The organism is Streptomyces chromofuscus (assembly GCF_015160875.1).
In the GTDB taxonomy this organism is placed as follows: Bacteria; Actinomycetota; Actinomycetes; order Streptomycetales; family Streptomycetaceae; genus Streptomyces; species Streptomyces chromofuscus.
In genome coordinates this window covers 4,450,620-4,468,332 of record NZ_CP063374.1, presented here as the reverse complement: position 1 = coordinate 4,468,332, position 17,713 = coordinate 4,450,620, and the positions used below count along the sequence as shown (strand labels likewise).

Sequence of the window (17,713 nt, the reverse complement as noted above, 5' to 3'; positions counted from 1 at the left end):
GCCCTGCCGCTCATTCAGTCTTCAGGCGGTGATCCCGGGCGGTAACCATCGCCCTCCAGGCTCAGGAGACCGACGACGGCCTGTTCCGACCAGTGGCCGGACGCACCGGGGCAGGCTGCGACGTACGACGCGATCGCCCGCGCGTCCCACGCGCCCGTCGACAGCAGGCCCGACGACAGGAACCGCAGGTAGGCCGACGCGGGCCGGACCCACCGCACCTCGTCCATCCGCCACGGGGCGGTGAAGGTCAGCACCGGCAGACCGTCGACCTGGCCGGCGCACACCAGGGTCTCGTAGCGGCCCTGCCCCAGGACGGCCCGTCCGTTCGTCAGCACGTCGACCAGGTCGAGACTCATTGCGGGATCGGGATCCCGGTACATCTCCTGCGCGGCGATGTCGACGAACTGGTCGGCCGTCACCAGGTGCGCCCTGGCGAGCACCCGGCCGCTCGCCCGCGGGTCGTAGAGAGCCCTGCCGCCTCCCCACACCGGTGATTCGGTGGCGAAGTACATAGCTCCGGTCAGTTCCACCGGGATCGACCGGGAGGGCATCGCCGGATTGCGGCACCCGGGATACTCCTTCGCGGCACCGGCCGGCCGACCGCCCCTGAGGTAGCAGGCGAGCCGCTCCAGGTGCGTGTTGGAGCCGTAGGAGGTGTACCAGACGTGCTCGGGACACCGGTCCTGCGGCAGTTCCGGATCAATGCTCGCGAGAGCCTCCACACCCACCTGTTCCTGTGCCTGCTCGACGACGGGTGCACCCCCGCACCCACTGAACGAAAAAATCCCAGCTCAGACACTGTCTTAACGGGGATCAGTGGAGCCGCCTACGGGGTTCGAACCCGAGACCTGCGCAGTACGAGGGCCTGCATGATCGTGCCAGTCGCTGACTGGAGCCGCCCGGTGTCCCCGTCGTCTCCGCCCCGCCTGCCGCGGCCGGGCCCCGCCCCGGGGCCCGGCCGCCCGGCTTCACGCCAAGCGCTGGACAGCTCGCAAGGAGTTGTTCTCCACCAGGAACCGGGCGAGAGCCTGGGTGCCCGGGTCGTCGGGCACGTCGCATTCCGCGCCGTACGGCAGGTCGGCGAGACCGACCAGCCAGGGCAGTACGGAGGCAGGAAAGACGCCGCTCCTCCCATGGGCGGCCACCTGCACGGAGCCCCGTGACTCGTGCCACAGGCGGCGCGCATGGCCGGCGATCGCCACCCGGCGCGGAACGGCGGTCTCCTTGTGCTCCGGATCCGCCCCCGCGAGGCCGTAGGCGGAGGCGGCGGCCAGTGCCGAGGCCAGGTCGGCCCCGTCGCCGAGGAAGTCACGGTAGCCCTCGAGCCACTCGGTGCTCACCCGGCCGTCGGACTCCACGACGAAGGGATAGGTCCCCTCGCCGGGAACGAAGGACCTGGTGTAGCGCGCGATGTTGACGGCGAAGGCCGGGCCGACCGTCTCAGCCACATGCCAGGTGCCCGGGTCCCAGGTGAAGAACTCACCGGCCGAAGCCATCAGCGACGTGCCGCGGTCGACCACCTCGGGCACCTGCAGGGAGGGCAGGTACTCCTCCGGGTCGATGGCGTTGTCGCCCTCCGCCGCCCGCCAGTCGGCGGTCTTGGGTATCCAGTCCTCGCCGTGCCAGAAATGCATGTACTTGCGCCCCTGGAGCACGAAGTGGCTGTTGCCGCACTGCTCTCGGTGTATGCCGCCAGGGGTGGCGCGGTACTCGCCCAGAAACACCTCGATGTCAATGTTTCCGCGGACCAGCCCGTGCTCCTCGAAGACCGGGCGGCCGAGGGCGGACACCAGCAGGTCGAACAGACTCCTCTCGTGCGAGGGCAGTTCGCGCGCGTAGAGCAGAATCGGGGTCTCTGCGCCGAACTTCTGCCGCATCCTGGTCAACCACTCGTCCGGCGACTCGCTGCCGTCCGGAGCCGGCATCAGGGCGTGGTCGGAAAGCACGTCGCCACCTACGGTGATCTTGATCAGCTCGCGCTGGTCGTCTCCCGCCATGACGGCGCGCACGGCGCCGATCACTCCCTTCCAGACGGCTTCCGGGGTGACCAGCCCACATTCCCACCCCTCGACCCGGGTACTGACGCTGGACATGGGGGACTGCACGATCTTGAGTTCAGTCGACGTCATGACTGCCTTCCTCTTGAGATGTACGGCCCGGCGGAGCAGCGCTCGGATCGAGCGGTGCCCGGGAGGATGAACTCATCGCGGTCGAGTCATCGATTTCTTGGTGCTGTTCGGCCGCTCAGCGGCCCCGCACGCCCAGGAGCGCTGCTTCCGTCTCGCCCAGCCGGTCGTGGACGAGCCGACCGCTGACGATCGTGAGGTCCACCTGTGCATCGCACAGGGCGTCCGGCCCTTCCCGCAGCACATCGACGTCGAGGACCACGACGTCGGCAGGGGAGCCCGGCGCCAGGGTGGCCGGACGCCGGTGCAGATGGCCCGAGCCGGCCGTGTACGCCCGGAGGATCTCCGGCACGCCGATGCGTTCCTGCGGATTGAACGGGTCGGGCCGGTAGTCCCCTCCCATCCAGGGGGCACTGGCCAGAGCCGGCAGCCGGGTGGCCGCGACGTAGGCGCCCCAGAGCGGATTCGGGCTGCTGACGGGCCAGTCGCTGCCGGCCGCCAGCCGTGCGCCGGCCCGCGTCAGACTGCCGAACGGGTACTGCCGGTCCACTCGGCGCGGGCCGAGCATCGGCTCGTACGTCTCCCGCATGTGCGGGATCTCCGCCGCCCACAGCGGCTGAACGTTCGCCGTCACATCGAGTTCGGCGAACCTGGGCAGGTCGGTGTCATCGACGAGTTGCACGTGGGCGATGTGGTGCCGCTGCCCCGAGGAGGGGCCGGCCGCTTCGACGGCGTCGAGGCACTCGCGCACCGCCCTGTCCCCCACGGCGTGGAAGTGCACGGAGAACTCCGCCCGGACCAGCGCGGTCACGGCCTCGCGCAGGTCCGTGGCGTCCAGCCGGCCGGGCGGGTTGACGGATCTGTCGAGATACGGCGAGAGCAGTGCCGCCCAGCCGTTCTCACAGATGCCGTCCTGCATGATCTTCACATGGTCGGCGGGAAGCCCCACGGCTCCGGCCTGTGCACGTCGTTCACGCAGGTCCTCGATCTGCTCGGGCCCGCGGCGCGGGTCCCACCGCAGGGCCAGCGACACGGCGCCGGTCACCTCGCCCCGGCCTGCCAGCCGCAGGTAGGCGGGGAGCGGGTCGGGCAGACCGAGGTAGGGGCCGACCAGGGCGTCCTGCCATGCGGTGATGCCGAGCGGGTGCAGCAGACGCTGGGCCGTGAGCAGCGCGCCCTCCTGCGCCGCCCGGTCCGGTGGGGGGACGTGCCGCCCCACCAGTTCGGCCGCCGCCTCGTGCAGCAGGCCGGTCGGCCGACCGCCGAGATCCCTGCCGATGGCGCCGAACGGCGGGTCCGGCGTGTGCACGCCGACTCCGGCCCGGGCGAGTGCCGTGCTGTTCACGCACGCGTCGTGCAGGTCCGAGCCCAGGAGGTGGACGGGCCGGTCCGGCACGACCGCGTCGAGCAGTTCGGCCACCGGTGTGCCAGGGGGCAGGAACGCCGAGGTGAGGCCGCCCCCGACGATCCACGGCAGCTCCGGGTGTCGCCGGGCGTACGCGCCCACCCGGAGCAGTGCGTCGTCGAGGCCGACGGAGTCACTGAGGTCGCACCAGGACTCGAGCAGTCCGGCCGCCATCGGATGCACATGGGCGTCCTGGAAGCCGGGCATGACCAACCTGCCCCGGGTACGCACTACTCGGGCGTCCTTCCCGACCACGGTGAGCAGGTCCCGGGCAGAGCCGGTCGCAAGTACGCGGTCCCCGCGCAGGACGATGGTGTCCGCGTGGTCATGCCCCAGCACCCGGCCGCCCGTGAGAACGATGTCCATCACGTCATGCCTGTGCTTCCAGTACCGAGGACCGAGGACCCTCGGTGACGGACACGAGACGGAATCCACCCCGGGCCAGCAGGCTCTCCCACTGGACCCGGGTCCGCTCCTGGCCGCCGAGCAGCACCAGCATGTGCAGATCGAGCAGCCCGGCGGCGCCGGCCCCAGCGTTCTCCGGGAGCACATGTTCGACGATCAGCAGGCGGGAGTCGGCGCCCATGGCCTCGCGGCACCGTTGCAGGATGCGCACGGCGTCACGGTCCGCCCAGTCGTGCAGGATCTGCGACAGGACATAGACGTCGGCACCCGGCGGGATCCGCTCGAAGAAGTCCCCCTCGGCGACGGTGGCCCGGTCGGCGACTCCGGCGTCGGCCAACGCCGGGGCCGCAGCGGCCCCCACATGCGGCAGGTCGAACACCGTTCCCCGGAGATGGGCGTTGCCGGTCAGCAACCGGCTCAGCAGAGCGCCGGTCCCCCCTCCGATGTCCACGACGGTGCCGACACCGGACCAGTCGAGGCCCAGCAGCGGCCGCAGCCGCAGCTCGACGAGTCCGGCCTGTCCCTCGTCGAAACGCTTGGCGGCGTCGGGGTGCTCGGTGAGCCACTCGAAGTAGGGCTTCCCGAAGACACGGGGGAACGCAGCGTCGCCGGTGCGCAGCGAGTGCTCCGCGGCCTCCCAGACCCGGAAGGCCTCGCCGCCCATCAGCTCCACCAACTGCCGCAGCGAGCCCGGGGTGTCTGCGCACAGCAGGGTGCCGAGCGGTGTGAGACCGAAGACGTCCGGCGCCACCTCGTCGAACAGGTCCTCTCCGGCGAGCACCCGGAGGAACCGGCCGAGTGCTCCGGAATCCGCCCCCACCGCCGGCGCCAGTTCGGCCACCGGCAACGGTCCGTCCGCGAGGCGGTCGGGGACGCCGAGTTCGCAGACGGCGGAGACGGACCGGGACACCAGGTGTCCCATGATCTTGCGGCGGAGCAACTCGTCGTGCCGGGCCGCGGTTGCGTCTTCCGTTGTCAACGGTCTCCCTTCCCCGCCAGCGCCGGGAACAGCGGTGTCTCGGAGGTGTTCTTCAGGTAGGAGGCACCGGCGGTACCGCCGGTGCCGGGGACCTCGCCGATGATGCGCAGCGTGATGCCCCAGTGGCTGCGCTTCATCCCGCGCCATGAGGTGTCCAGACGCCTCAGTTGCTCGGTGAGCCGGTCCGCTCCGGGGCGAGTGCGGACGTCGCTCCAGACCTCCTGGAGGGTCGGTCCGGTCCACGAGGTGCCCACGGCATCCGACGGTGGGCGGGGCGCGCACGCCGCTTCGATGCGCCGGTAGGAGCGGGACTGGACGGCACTACGGCCGCTGGTGTACCCGCGGATCACCGCGAACGCCTCGATCGGCATGGTGCCCAGCAAGCGGAACAGGGCCGGGAGCACGGTCATCCGCTCGGTCACTGCGGCCAGGGCGTCGGCCGCCTCGTCGAGCCGCCCGTCGAGGAGGGCGTCACGCGATTCCGTGACGGCAAGCCCGATCTGCTCGTACAGCGCCTCGAAGACCTGGATGGAGCGGATGAACATGATCTCGTCGTGCAGTCGGGTGACCGGAAGCACGGAGCGCACGACGGTCTGCGCCACCGTGGGGGACACCAGCTCCAGGACGGTCTTCGCGGCGCGTTCCGATGCCTCGGCGAGCGGCTCCAGGGAGTCCTGCGTCCGAGCCAGAGCCGCGGCCACGTCGGTGGTGACGGACGGGGCGAGCCGGTAGCGGGGGGCGAGGTCGCCGGACAGGACCAGCAGTCGCGCCGTCGCCCGGAGACGGGCGCGGACCGCGGACGCCGTCGCGTCCAGGCCGGCGGCGGCTGCCTCCGTGCGGAGGAGGTCGCCCAGGACCGCCACGGTGAGTTCGTCGAGGCGGGAACGGAGCCGGTCCCGCCCGCTCCCCTGGCCCTGGCCGGCTCCTGCGGCCAGCAGGTGCGGACGCAGGCCCGCATAGGTGACGTACCCTCCGGTCTCCTGGTCGCAGGTCATCGGGAGCCAGGCCGCCAGGAAGGCGTCCTGCCGGTCCGCGGGGACCGAGGAGAGCCGCCGCACCAAGGCCGGATCCGCCTGGCTGCGTCCCACTGCCTGGAAGTGCCTGACCACTTCCAGGTAGGGGAATAACGAGCAGGATCGATTCTCCCAAGTGTCCATGGCCGCATGCGCGTCGGAGCCGACCCGCTGACGGCTGGTGGCGTCCGAGGCGGCCGCGGAGGCCGCCCGCACACCCGTGCCGCGCCCGACGAGTTCCTCGTGTGCCGCCCGGACCTGCTCGCCGATCATGCGGCGTACCCCGCGGAGGCCAGGACGCGGACCGGTTCTCCGCGACTCAGCACGCTGGTGCGGTGCTCACACGGCCCGAGCGCTTCGAGGACCACGTCCACGATGCGCTGCGGATCACAGCGCGTGCCGCAGGTGAAGGCGTCCAGAAACAGCGACCTCTGCTCGGGATACGTGTGCACCGACACATGCGATTCGGCCAGGACGTACACCGCCGTGACGCCGACCGGTTCGAACTCCTTGGTCTGCACCCCGCACAGTTCCGCCCCACTGGCCTCGATGCCCTTCCTGATGGCCTCGAGAATCAGCTCGTTGTCGTTGATCCGTTCGGCGGCGATGCCCACGATGTCGCACAGCACATGGGTACCGGAGAAGGCGTACACGCTCACACCGACCACCTCAGAGCGTTGGAGGCCCATTGGGCACACTCGTGCAGAGCGGCTTCCACCGCCGCGTTGTCAATGCCGCGTACGACGAACGACACAACCGCGTCCGTCGACGCCGTGGCCGCGGCATAGGCGGCGGGGAGCTCGTCGGGCAGGCGGTGGTGCACCGCCGAATCGGGCAGGCGCATGTCCGTGATCTCCTCCAAAGTGCCACGGTGTGGGGGCACGAGGAGCCAGCCGTAGCACTCGGGACCACGGGAGAAGGGGACGTCGCCGCGGCTCAGTCCAGCCTGGTCCCGGAACCAGAGCTCGACGGGGTTGACTCCTGTGCTGAGGGTGAGCGTCTCGTACACGTGCCCGCCGCCCAGGCGCGCCCCGATCTCGCAGAAGTACAGCTCCTCCGTGTCCTCGTGGAGGAACACCTCGAGGTGGAAGGGGGTGAACCCGGTCGGAGGCAGAGCGGCGACAGCTCTCTCGGCGAAATCGACGAGGCGCTTCCCGAGTGGGTCGTGCTCGTCGAGCTGGGCACTGCCCAGGCTCTCTCCGTCCGCGAAGGACAAACACGAGTTGACATAGCGTGAGGGAAGGGCGAAGAGCACCTCGCCCTCGCGCATGAAGCCGTCGACATGGTGGACGGCACCCGGCAGGTAGGCCTCGATCAGAACGTCGTCCGGATCGCGGCCGGACAGCTGGGCCGTCAGCTCGCCGACGTCGTGGACCACGGCGACGCCACGCGATCCGTAGCCCAGCCGCGGCTTGACGACCACCGGCCAGCCGGCCCGCTCTGCGAACTCCTCGGCATCGGCGCGCCCGGTGGGGACGAGGAACTGTGGCGTCGGCACGGCCGCGGCCACGGCGGCCTTCATGGCGTGTTTGTCCCGAAACACCAGCGCGTCCGCGGCAGGGAGTCCGGCGATCCCGTGCCGGTCGCGGGCCCGGGCGAGCCGCAGGATGTCGTCCTCGGTCCCGTGGACGACAGCGGACACCGTGTGCTCGGCGCACAGCCGGTCGACATGGGCGATCACGGCGTCGGAACCGGAGTAGTCGGCGACCGGGATCACCTCGCCGAACTGGCCGGCGTATCCGGGCCCGGCCTCCTCACTGGTGATGAGCACGACCCGGTCCGCCACCTCGGCCAGCCACTCGCCCACCGGCGTGACCTGCGCTGGGATGCGGTGCGCCACCAGAATCAGGCCGTCGTCATGCGTCCGCACCGACGGTCACCTCCGTTCGTCCGTTGCTCGCCGCGGTCTTGCGCCTGGACATCAGCAGTGGCGCGCACACAAAAATCGACAGGGCCATCACCACGAAGTAGGCGACGTCGCCGCCCAGCAGCAGTCCGCCGACGAAGGGGCCGGCGAAGAACCCGAGGTAGCGAATCTCGGCGATGCCGAAGTAGGTGCCCTTGCGGTCATCGCTCGCGAGCTCGTGGACGGCGATGTCGGGCAACGGCAGCAGCACGCCCTCACCGATGGTCCAGAAGACGATGCCCAGGTAGAGCATGAACAGGCCTTCGGTGGCGGCGGCGTAGAAGCACAGGAACGACAGGGCGAACCCGACACAGCCGATGACGACCATGAGGTTGGGCCGCACCTTCCGAGACAGCCACACGATGGGCACCTGGAGCAGCAGCGCCAGGACGGCGTTGGCGATGAAGAGGCCGGCGAAGTAGCGCACGGCGTCCTCGCCCCACTCGCCCGCCATGTACAGCGGGATCATCGACTCCAGCTGGGAGAACACGAAGAAGATGACCAGCCCGGCCGCCGACGCGGCGAGCAGCAGCCGGTCACGCAGCGCGGCCCGGAGCGGGTAACGAGGACCTCTGTCCTCGGCGCTGCCCTCCAGCGCCGCGAGCCGCGTGCGGCGGGCCAGGATCAGCAGCAGATAGCCCGTGTAGAACACGGCCGGAACGGCGAAGAACGCGACGGCGCTGATGCTGTAGAGGACGCCACCGATCGCCGGACCGACGATGCCGCCGAAGCACAGGACCATGTAGCGCACGCGGAAGATACGTCCGTCCTCGTCCGCCGCCAGCGACATCAGCTTCTTGCCGCCGGGCTCGACGAAGAGTCGGGCCAGGCCCAGTCCCAGGAGCAGGGAGACGATCGCGGGCGCACCCTTCGCGACGGTGAGTCCCGCGTAGATGGCCACGTACGCGCAGAGCCCCAGGACCATCATGGGCACGGTGCCGAAGCGGTCCACGAGTGTCCCGCCCACCACGCCGCCCACCGACGCGATGAGCGCGATCGATCCGACGACCGCTCCGATCGCCACCTCGGACAGCGAGGTGCGGGAGGCCAGATAGATCGACGCGAAGGGCATGGCCGCGAAGAACGCGATGGCGTTGAGCAGCGATCCGGTCGCGAGCAGCGCCTGCAGACCGTCGAGCCGCCACAGTGGCAGAGCCTTCGAGGGCTCGCTCACCGGACCGACGCCATCGGCAGCAACGGAAGCATCCGGTCGTCGCCGTCGGTGAGGCCCTTGGTCCTGCGCTTGAGAGCGGTGAACTCGTCGAGCACCTTCTGGTCCGAGGCCGGCGAGAGGTAGTACATCATGTTGGCGTACCAGATCCAGCCCAGCTCGGTGATCCGGAACTCCTCCCGGTCCTCCTCGAGCATTCCCTCGGCGACCAGCAGGGCGAGCTTGTCGGTGAGTTCGCCGGGAATGTGCTCCCAGGCGATGCGGCTCTTGTCGAGCCAGCCGAAGTAGGGCAGGGCCAGGATGATTCCCCGCTCGTAGGGGATGCCGTCACCGACGGTGATGTTGATCTTCACATCGTCGTTCTCCATCAGGTTCTTGACATAGGTGGCGCGGTTCTCGTCATTCATGACGGTGTGGTTGGCGACCTGCGAGATGGCGCTGTTGCCCAGACCGATCAGTTCGTCGTCGTGGTACGACCAGGTGTGGGTGTTGTACAGGTTGAGGTAGTCGCGCGAGATGAAGGGTGTCGTCGGCCTCTGCCCCTCCGGCAGTCGGAGATAGCCGTGCCCGTTGTGCTGCTGGAACCCCGAGGCGCGCATGTACTGGTTCAGGTAGATGGTCATGGCCATCTTGTCGATGAAGCTCAGCGGCTTGAGGCCGCGCGCCTCGTAGGAGCGGTGGAGCGGTGCCTGGGTGACGACGTTGCTGATGGGATACAGCTCCATCGTCGCGGTGCCCAGACTCGTGGCGTACTCGATGTCCCGGGAGAACTGCTCGAACGTCTGGCCGTGCATCCCGTAGATCATGTCGAAGCTCGTGTACTCGAAGTACTTCTTGAACAGTTCGACCGCGGCGTACTCCTGCTCGATCGTCGCGGTGATGTTGAACAGCTCGCGGTACAGCGGGTCGAAGCTCTGCAGGCCGAACCGGACCTTGTTCACGCCGATGTCCCGCATCGCCGCGCACTTCTCCTCGGTCACGCTCTTGACCTCGGCCTCGAACGTGAACTCCTGGAGCTGAGAGAGGTCGAAGTGCTCGCGCATGGCCCGGCCGATGCGGGTGATCTGGTCGGCGGTCAGCGTGGTCGGCGTGCCGCCGCCGAAGAAGATCGCCCGGATCGGTATCGAAGTGGCCTCGGCGTAACGGCCCTTGAGCGCGATCTCCTTGAGCAGGGCCTGGACATACGTCTCGATCTGCTCGTCCCCGGTACTTCCCAGGCCCCGATTGAGGGTGCAGAAGGTACATATCGTGTCGCAGAACGGTATGTGGAAGTAGAGCGCGCGAGAGCGCACCCCCTCCGTCCGCATCCCGGAGTGGAATTCGTGGTGCGTGACCGTGTCCAGCTCTTGGCCCTTCATCGGGTAGAGCCAGTTGTAGAAGGGGAGTTGGCGGTCAAACTTCATCAGCGTCTTGCCGGGCATGAGGTTGATCATTTGAGTTCCAATCGCATGCTTTGGCGGACAGTGCGCAGCAGTGCGTCGACCTCGGCCGCGTCCTGGCCGTGGACGAGCACGAAAGCGGTGAGGGATCCCAGATCGCGGGTGAGGGGCACGAAGTCGCCGGGAGCGACGCTGGGATAGACGGCGTCCACCCCGGCGGTCAGCCGGATCTCGTCCAGACCCGCCAGCTCAGTGAGCACCCCGGGCCGGTCGTCGTTCCGCAGGCAGCAGATGCCCAGCGCCGCGTCGAACCCGAGGTCGCGGGAAAGCAGCCCCGTGTCCTCTCCCAGGTAGGCGGCAAGGGTGTCGTCGTAGGGTCTGATGGTGCTGTGCAGGCGCCAGTGGTCGGTCATGTGCGCGCCGGGAAGCCGGCTGGCCAGCTCCATCAGGCAGGGTCCCGCGGCATCCGTCTTGATCTCGGTGTGACTGGGACCCAGCCGCACCCGGTAGGCGTCCAGCGCCTTGCGGACGAAGCGCTCCGCGGCCGGCCAGTCGGGGTCGTCGGGGCGAAGTTGGACGAGGTTCCAGTACGGCTGGTCGTAGTCGGCGCCGTCCGGCTGCTGGTACTCCCACATGTCCAGCACCCGGTGGCGGCCGTCCTGGCTGAAGCAGTTGACGGCGATCTCCCGGCCGCGCACGTACTCCTCAACCAGCCACTCCGCGTTCGCGCCGCCGAACAGGTCGCGGGCCGGAAGGTCGCCCACGGCTGCCGGATCGGAGAGGACGGTCACCCCGTGCGAGCCCGCACCGCGCTGCGGCTTGGCGATGGCCGGTAAGCCGATCCGCGCCGCCGCCTCGGCGATACGGTCCCGGGAGACGACCTCGAAGGCCGGAACCCGGATGCCCGACTCCACGGCGTGTCGTCGCATCGCCGCCTTGGAGCGCCGGGCCGACGCGGTGACCGCCGGATTCCCCGGCACCCCGAGCAGCTCGCTCAGCCGGTCCCCGATCTCCACCGACGGCTCGGTGGTCGGGACGACCGCGCGGACCGGCCCCGTCAGCAGCCCGGCGGCCTCGTCCGCGTCGGTGGCGTGCAGCACTTGCTCGTCGTCACGCCGGTAGTCGGGGTCGTAGGACGCGAGCAGCGTCTCGTCCAAGGTGTACAGCGAGATGGTCGGCAGAGCCCGACGGCGACATGCGTCCTTGAACGGGTGCCCGGTCATGGCCGGGTCCACCAGGACGACGCTTCCCCCGTGAGCCGAGGTCCGGCTCACCTCGTCACCGCGATGCGCAGTTCGTCGCGCACGCGGGCCAGCAATGCATCGAGTTCCTGCCGGTCGGGGGCCTGGTAGACCACCATGCCGACCCGGTCCATCGAGGAGCGCAGCTCGTGGACCTCGTCGCCGGGTGCCACGTCGATCTCTATCTTCACCACGCCGGGGAGCTTCTCCACTCGCTCCACGCCCTCGACGGCGCTTACCGTGCCGGCCGGAGGCGTCGGGAACCAGACCGAGGCCATCCGTGGCGGGGGCGCGGCAGCGCCGGGCGGCAGGTTGAGCGGGAGTCCACAGGCCGCCGCGACCGCGGCGTCGTAGAGGTCGACGTCAGTGGCAGCCTGGATGACGTCCATCAGGTAGTCGCCGGGCGTGCGGGTGGCGATCTCCACTATGTGGGGGCCGTCGGAGCGCAGGATGAGCTCGAAATGAACGACGCCGGTACGCATGCCCAGCGCCCCGATCACCTGGCGAAGCAGGGTCGAGATCGCCTGCCGGTCGGGCGCGTCGAGACTGGCGGGGACGTGGTGGGCCAGCTCGACCCGACAGGGCGCCACCGTGGTGGTCTTCGCGGTGACGCTTTCGAAGACCGGTGCGCCGTCGACAATCAGGGCCTCGACGCTGAACTCCGGACCGTCGAGGTACTCCTCAACCAGGAAAGCGGCACTCGCGGCCTGCTCGTTCACCCAGGCCCGCAGTTCGTGAGGGTCGGCGACGACCCGCACGCCCAGACTGCCCATGCTGGACAAAGGTTTCAGCACCACCGGGTAGCGGCCCGCCGCGAAGGACTCGGCCGCCCGTACGTCCCGAGCGTGCAGGTACTCGGGCTGGTTGAGCCCGGCCCGGCCGAACACCTCGCGCTGCATCAGCTTGTTGCGGGAGATGACCGCGGCCCGTACCCCGGGGCCCGGCAGACCCAGCTCCTCGGCCAGCATCGCGGCCGCGACGATGTGCGGCTCCGAGAAGCCCAGCACACCGGCGACCGGCCCGTCGGCCAGGGCGGTGGTCGCCGCCGCCAGCCAGCCCTCGTCGTCCGTCGCCGTCACCGGATACCCCCGGTCACCCGGGCCCAGAGCGGCCTTGGTCTCGTCCCACCCCAGTGCGTCGGCGGTGTCCAGGACCGAGACGTCCAGGCCACGCGCGTGGGCCCGCCCCAGATACGGGCGACCCATCCAGCCGCACCCAACCATTAGTAACTTCCCCATGGAATCCCCCAGTTGTCGGGTCTTGTAGACCGCGGCGGCCCCGATCATTCATCACGTCCCAGCCGCCCGGCAAGGCTTGTTTTGTCTCGGCGTGGCGCGTACGTTGAAGCCGAAAGTGTCCACATGATGGACGCGGATGGTCGGCGGGAAGTCCGGAATCGATCGCACGGGGGTGACGATTGACAGGCGGCACCATCGCCGAGGCGCGCCGGAAACGCTGGTGGCAGGACGGCCCCCCGCTGCGCTCCCTGGAGGAGGCGCAGGAGTACATCGAGGATGTCGGCATCTGTCTGCTCTTCGGCGGAGCTGCCGCTCGCTACCCCTCACTCCGCGAGGTCTCGCGCGACGAATCCCTCCCCCGCCTTCCCTCCGGGTGGGGGCAGGACCTGGAAGCGATGTGGACCTGGAAGGACACACTTCCGGTCAAGGGAGGCGCCTGGCTGGGCCGCTACCTGTCCGGCAAGCAGACCCTGCTCTCCTGCCGGCTGCTCGCGGATCTCTACGAGTTCGAGGGCGAGGAGGACGACGTCCTCTCGGCGGCCGGCCTCTCCGAGGAGGCCGGCCGGCTGGCGGGCCTCCTGCTGGACGAGGGGCCGATGTCGACCCGCGCGCTGCGCGAAGCCGTCGGAGTGACCGGCAAGAGGTTCGACCAGGTGCTGACCGAGTTGGGCCGTCGCCTGCTGATCACCAACTACGGTGTCGAGGAGGGCCCCGGCTGGGCCAGCTGCGTCATCGAACTGACAGCGCGGGCCTTTTCCGTGCCGTCGGGCGGCAGCCGTGCCGAGCGGGACGCGCTGGCGGCGGCTCGTTTCGCGGACACGATGGTCGAGGCGAAGCCCGCCGCTGTGTGTCGCGCCTTCGGGTGGTCGCGGGAGAGGGCCGTCGCGGCCCTGGAGTCCTGAGGCGGGGGACGCCGCCTCACCCACCAGGGCCCGCAACACCGGCCCGGCGCCAGAAACCTATGGTGCCCAGGTCCCGATGCGCTCCCCTCGCACGCCCCAGCGCCAGCCGGAACCGAGAAGAAACCTCAGGTCAGCAGCGCAGCGCGCCTTCGGCGCGCGCCGGGGGCGTGGTAAATCCCCCCGAGACCTCCGCATGACGAGGGCCTGCAAGATCATCCCAAGTGATGGTGGGCGGTCGACACGGCGCACGAACAGGCCCCGCCCGCTGCGCGTCAGCGCTTCGCGCTCACGCCGGCGAAAGAGCAGGCACCGTCGGACTCGATCCCGCCCGGCGCACCAAAGTCACGGCAACCCAGCCGTGCGGCCCGTCATGCTCCGAGCAACAGAAAACCCCAAGTCACGGGCTACGTGACCTGGGGCTCAACAGAGCCGCCTTCGGGATTCGAACCCGAGACCTACGCATTACGAGTGCGTTGCTCTGGCCATCTGAGCTAAGGCGGCGCGCTGTCCGCACTATGGTGCGATCAGCAACGTCGGTAAGTCTACACAGTTTCCGGGGGTGCTCCGTACCGGCCCCGGAGCGCGGCGCTCCGGGGCCGGGCGCGGCGCTAGGAGCAGCGCTTTCCGTCCGTGGGCGGGGTGCCGCGGAGGAGGTACGTGATGATCGTACGGTCGATGCACTCGCTGCCGCGGCCATACGCGGTGTGGCCGTCGCCCTCGTAGGTCAGGAGGCGGCCGGAGGAGAGCTGGCGGGCCAGGGACCGGGCCCAGTGGTACGGGGTCGCCGGGTCGCGGGTGGTGCCGACCACGACGATCGGCGCCGCGCCCTTCGCCTCGATGCGGCGCGGCTCTCCCGTGGGCGCGACCGGCCAGTACGCGCAGTTCAGGGCGGACCAGGCGAGGGCCTCACCGAAGACGGCCGACGCCTTCCGGAAGGTCGGCAGGGCCTTGCGCACCTCTTCCGGGGTGTCGAAGGACGCCGGGAGGTCCAGACAGTTCACGGCGGCGTTGGCGTACATCAGGTTCGAGTAGCGCCCGTTGGCGTCCCGCTCGTAGTAGCTGTCGGACAGGGCGAGCAGGCCCGCGCCGTCGTTCTGCTGCATGGCCGCGTTCAGCGCCTCGCGCAGCTGCTCCCAGGCCGCCTCGTCGTACATCGCCGCGATCACGCCGGTGAGGGCCAGCGACTCGGTGAGCCGGCGACCGCTCGCGTCGCCCGTGGGCAGCGGCTTGGCGTCGAGCCGCTCGAAGAACGCCGTGAGGTTCAGGCCGGCCTGTGCCGGCGTCGTCGCACCCTTGCCCCGCAGCGGGCAGTCCCGCTGCCGCACGCAGTCCTTCGCGAACGCCTTGAACGCCGTCTCGAACCCGGTCGTCTGGTCCAGGTTCAGCCGCCGCGACGGCAGCGTCGGGTCGATCGCGCCGTCCAGCACCAGCCGCCCCACCCGCTGGGGGAAGAGCCCGGCGTACGTCGCGCCGAGGGACGTCCCGTACGACGCCCCCACGTACGTCAGTTTCTGGTCCCCCAGCGCCGCCCGCAGGATGTCCATGTCCCGGGCCACCTCGACCGTCGAGACGTGCCGCAGCAGCTCGGGCGCATCCGCGCCGCACCCCTCGGCGAAGCCCTTGTAGGCCTTGACCAGCCGGTTCACCTCGCGCTGGTCGTCGGGCGTGACGTCCGTCTGCGTGTACCTGTCCATCTCCTGGCCGTCGAGGCACTCGACGGGCTCGCTGCGCGCGACTCCGCGCGGGTCGACCGCGACCATGTCGTACTGGGCGCGCACCTGCTGCGGGTAGCCGATGCCGGCGTACGCCTGCAGGTAGTCGACCGCCGAACCGCCCGGCCCGCCCGGGTTGACCAGCAGCGAGCCCAGCTTCCTGCCCGGTCCCGTGGCCTTCTTGCGGGCCACCGCGAGGCGTACGTCGCCGGCGTCGGCTTTGGCGTAGTCGAGCGGTGCCCGCAGCGTGGCGCACTCGAAGCCGGGGACACCGCAGGAGCGCCAGCCGAGCTTCTGCCCGTAGTAGGGCGCCAGGGCGGACGGCGTCGACTGGGGCAGCGCGGCGAGCGTCGCCGCCCGGGCCGCCGGTGAGCTGGCGGAACTCGTCGAGCTCCCGGAGGAGCAGGCGGAGACGACCAGCGCCGCGAGGGCGAGGATCGCGGCTCCGGTGCGGGACCTGGCACTGAACATGGTCCTGGACCTGCGGTGGGTGCGCCTTGTGTACATCCAGCGAGCGTAACGCTGTGCGATGTGTTGGACGCTCTATGTGCTGATCGTGCCTCGCAGGAGTGCGGTCTGTTACCCGGACGAGGGACGCCGTCAACGGGCCCCGAGCAGGGTGACGGCGGTCGCCGACGACCGCGCCGTCGGGGTCGGCCACCGCTGGGCCATAGAGGTGACGGCAGAGGTGACGGCCATGGGCTCGGCACCCTGAGGGCCAGCCGCCGCTGACGGCCGCCGTCGCGTCGCGAAGCCGGCCGGCCCCCTCGTGGCCGACAGGCCCCCTCGTGGCCGACAGGCCCCCTCGTGGCCGACAGGCCCCCTCAGCCGGCTCTGAGTGCCATCGTCATCGCCTCCACGGCGAGCAAGGGCGCCACGTTCCGGTCGAGCGCGTCGCGGCACGCGGCGATCGCCTCGATGCGGCGCAGGGTGGACTCGGGCGAGCTGCTCCGGGCGAGCCGCTCCAGTGCGTCCTCGGCGTCCGTGTTGGCGAGCGCGATCCGGGAGCCGAGCTGGAGGGCCAGGACGTCACGGTAGAAGGCGGTGAGGTCCGTGAGCGCGAGGTCGAGGCTGTCGCGCTGGGTCCGGGTGCGCCGACGCTTCTGCTTGTCCTCCAGATCCTTGATCACACCGGCCGTGCCCCGCGGCATCCGGCCGCCCTGAGCCGCGCCCAGCGCCGCCTTCAGCTCCTCGGTCTCCTTGGCGTCGATCTCCTCGGCGAGCTGCTTGGCGTCCTCCGCCGCCGCGTCGACCAGTTCCTGCGCGGCCTTCAGGCAGCCGCCGATGTCGTCGACGCGCAGCGGCAGCTTCAGCACGGCCGCCCGGCGTTCCCGCGCCGCCGGGTCGGTGGCGAGGCGGCGCGCCCGGTCGACGTGCCCCTGCGTGGCGCGGGCAGCGGCGACGGCCACGTCGGGCTCGACGCCCTCACGCCGTACGAGCATGTCGGCGACGGCCTCCACCGAGGGCGTGCTCAGGTTCAGGTGGCGGCAACGGGAGCGGATGGTGGGCAGGACGTCCTCGAGGGAGGGCGCGCACAGCAGCCAGACCGTGCGCGGGGCGGGCTCCTCGACCGCCTTCAGGACGGCGTTGGCGGACTTCTCGTTCAGCCGCTCGGCGTCCTCGACGAGGATGATCTGCCAGCGGCCGGTCGCCGGCGAGGTGAACGACTTGCGGACCGTGTCGCGCATGTCGTCGACGAGGATCTGCGAGCCGACCGCGACGACCGTGGTGACATCGGCGTGCGTGCCGACCAGCGCCGTGTGACAGCCGTCGCAGAACCCGCACCCCGGCGCGCCGCCCAGCGCGCGGTCCGGGCTCACGCACTGCAGGGCCGCCGCGAAGGCCCGCGCGGTCTGCGTCCGCCCCGCTCCCGGCGGCCCCGTGAACAGCCACGCGTGCGTCATCCGCGACGCCTCCGGCAGGGGGGCGTCGGCCGCTGCGGCAGTGACCAGGGCGTCGGCGTCCCGGGCAGCGGCGGCGAGCTGCTCGCTCACCCGCTCCTGCCCGACGAGGTCGTCCCACACGCTCATGGGTCACGCCGCCCTTCCGTCACACTCCGCGATACGCCCTCCATTGTGCGGGCGCCCACTGACAACGGACGGCTCCGGACGGCTCCACCCTGGCCCCGCCGGTCCGCGCCGCCCTCCGTCACAGCCCGCGCGGCACGCCTCCACCCACCGTGCGGGCCCCGACTGACGACGAACGGCCCCTCGGGCTTTCCGACCCTCTCAGGCTT

14 protein-coding genes and 1 tRNA gene are annotated in these 17,713 nt (G+C 70.3%); 1 reads left to right on the top strand and 14 read right to left on the bottom strand.

Features of this window, described 5'->3' with window-relative positions:
• Positions 1 to 14 precede the first annotated feature (14 nt).
• The 11 genes from IPT68_RS20125 to IPT68_RS20075 form a co-directional block, all read right to left on the bottom strand.
• On the bottom strand, positions 15 to 722 hold the full coding sequence (locus tag IPT68_RS20125) for a histone deacetylase (protein WP_189695706.1): 708 nt from the start codon (positions 720 to 722) through the stop codon (positions 15 to 17).
• Positions 723 to 968: 246 nt separating this feature from the next.
• Entirely contained in the window at positions 969 to 2,129 is a 1,161-nt protein-coding gene (locus IPT68_RS20120) for a hypothetical protein (protein WP_189695707.1), read from the bottom strand.
• A 115-nt stretch (positions 2,130 to 2,244) separates the two neighbouring features.
• The gene (locus IPT68_RS20115; protein ID WP_189695708.1) at positions 2,245 to 3,897 is read right to left on the bottom strand and encodes an amidohydrolase; all 1,653 of its coding nucleotides are present in this window, start codon (positions 3,895 to 3,897) and stop codon (positions 2,245 to 2,247) included.
• 4 nt (positions 3,898 to 3,901) lie between these two features.
• On the bottom strand, positions 3,902 to 4,915 hold the full coding sequence (locus tag IPT68_RS20110) for an acetylserotonin O-methyltransferase (protein WP_228039780.1): 1,014 nt from the start codon (positions 4,913 to 4,915) through the stop codon (positions 3,902 to 3,904).
• The gene (locus IPT68_RS20105) at positions 4,912 to 6,201 is read right to left on the bottom strand and encodes a tryptophan 2,3-dioxygenase (RefSeq protein ID WP_189695709.1); all 1,290 of its coding nucleotides are present in this window, start codon (positions 6,199 to 6,201) and stop codon (positions 4,912 to 4,914) included. The genes IPT68_RS20110 and IPT68_RS20105 overlap by 4 nt, the downstream gene beginning before the upstream one ends.
• Positions 6,198 to 6,587, bottom strand: coding sequence for an adenosylmethionine decarboxylase (speD, locus tag IPT68_RS20100; RefSeq protein WP_189695710.1), 390 nt, complete (start codon positions 6,585 to 6,587; stop codon positions 6,198 to 6,200). The genes IPT68_RS20105 and speD overlap by 4 nt, the downstream gene beginning before the upstream one ends.
• The gene (locus IPT68_RS20095) at positions 6,584 to 7,798 is read right to left on the bottom strand and encodes an ATP-grasp domain-containing protein (RefSeq protein ID WP_189695711.1); all 1,215 of its coding nucleotides are present in this window, start codon (positions 7,796 to 7,798) and stop codon (positions 6,584 to 6,586) included. The genes speD and IPT68_RS20095 overlap by 4 nt, the downstream gene beginning before the upstream one ends.
• On the bottom strand, positions 7,785 to 9,008 hold the full coding sequence (locus IPT68_RS20090; protein ID WP_189695712.1) for an MFS transporter: 1,224 nt from the start codon (positions 9,006 to 9,008) through the stop codon (positions 7,785 to 7,787). The genes IPT68_RS20095 and IPT68_RS20090 overlap by 14 nt, the downstream gene beginning before the upstream one ends.
• Complete coding sequence (locus tag IPT68_RS20085; protein ID WP_189695713.1) at positions 9,005 to 10,438, bottom strand: coproporphyrinogen-III oxidase family protein; 1,434 nt, start codon at positions 10,436 to 10,438, stop codon at positions 9,005 to 9,007. Before IPT68_RS20085 ends, IPT68_RS20090 begins: the two co-directional genes overlap by 4 nt.
• Positions 10,435 to 11,658, bottom strand: coding sequence for an ATP-grasp domain-containing protein (locus tag IPT68_RS20080; protein ID WP_189695714.1), 1,224 nt, complete (start codon positions 11,656 to 11,658; stop codon positions 10,435 to 10,437). Before IPT68_RS20080 ends, IPT68_RS20085 begins: the two co-directional genes overlap by 4 nt.
• Positions 11,655 to 12,830, bottom strand: coding sequence for an ATP-grasp domain-containing protein (locus tag IPT68_RS20075; RefSeq protein ID WP_189695715.1), 1,176 nt, complete (start codon positions 12,828 to 12,830; stop codon positions 11,655 to 11,657). The genes IPT68_RS20080 and IPT68_RS20075 overlap by 4 nt, the downstream gene beginning before the upstream one ends.
• Before the next feature lie 212 nt (positions 12,831 to 13,042).
• On the opposite strand from IPT68_RS20075, the gene IPT68_RS20070 reads away from it, so the two are divergent.
• On the top strand, positions 13,043 to 13,765 hold the full coding sequence (locus tag IPT68_RS20070; protein ID WP_189695716.1) for an AlkZ-related protein: 723 nt from the start codon (positions 13,043 to 13,045) through the stop codon (positions 13,763 to 13,765).
• 427 nt (positions 13,766 to 14,192) lie between these two features.
• Here IPT68_RS20070 and IPT68_RS20065 read toward each other — a convergent pair.
• From IPT68_RS20065 to IPT68_RS20055, 3 genes are all read right to left on the bottom strand, one after another.
• Positions 14,193 to 14,266 (bottom strand) — tRNA-Thr (locus tag IPT68_RS20065).
• 107 nt (positions 14,267 to 14,373) lie between these two features.
• The gene (locus IPT68_RS20060) at positions 14,374 to 15,984 is read right to left on the bottom strand and encodes an alpha/beta hydrolase (protein ID WP_189695717.1); all 1,611 of its coding nucleotides are present in this window, start codon (positions 15,982 to 15,984) and stop codon (positions 14,374 to 14,376) included.
• A gap of 317 nt (positions 15,985 to 16,301) precedes the next feature.
• Positions 16,302 to 17,507, bottom strand: a complete 1,206-nt coding sequence (locus tag IPT68_RS20055; RefSeq protein WP_189695718.1) for a DNA polymerase III subunit delta' — start codon at positions 17,505 to 17,507, stop codon at positions 16,302 to 16,304.
• Positions 17,508 to 17,713: the final 206 nt, after the last annotated feature.

Coding starts and splice junctions, on each gene's coding strand:
- IPT68_RS20060 (WP_189695717.1), bottom strand. CDS start 15,984: ATGTACACAAGGCGCACCCACCGCAGGTCCAGGACCATGTTCAGTGCC.
- IPT68_RS20105 (WP_189695709.1), bottom strand. CDS start 6,201: ATGATCGGCGAGCAGGTCCGGGCGGCACACGAGGAACTCGTCGGGCGC.
- IPT68_RS20075 (WP_189695715.1), bottom strand. CDS start 12,830: ATGGGTCGCCCGTATCTGGGGCGGGCCCACGCGCGTGGCCTGGACGTC.
- IPT68_RS20055 (WP_189695718.1), bottom strand. CDS start 17,507: ATGAGCGTGTGGGACGACCTCGTCGGGCAGGAGCGGGTGAGCGAGCAG.
- IPT68_RS20115 (WP_189695708.1), bottom strand. CDS start 3,897: ATGGACATCGTTCTCACGGGCGGCCGGGTGCTGGGGCATGACCACGCG.
- IPT68_RS20120 (WP_189695707.1), bottom strand. CDS start 2,129: ATGACGTCGACTGAACTCAAGATCGTGCAGTCCCCCATGTCCAGCGTC.
- IPT68_RS20085 (WP_189695713.1), bottom strand. CDS start 10,438: ATGATCAACCTCATGCCCGGCAAGACGCTGATGAAGTTTGACCGCCAA.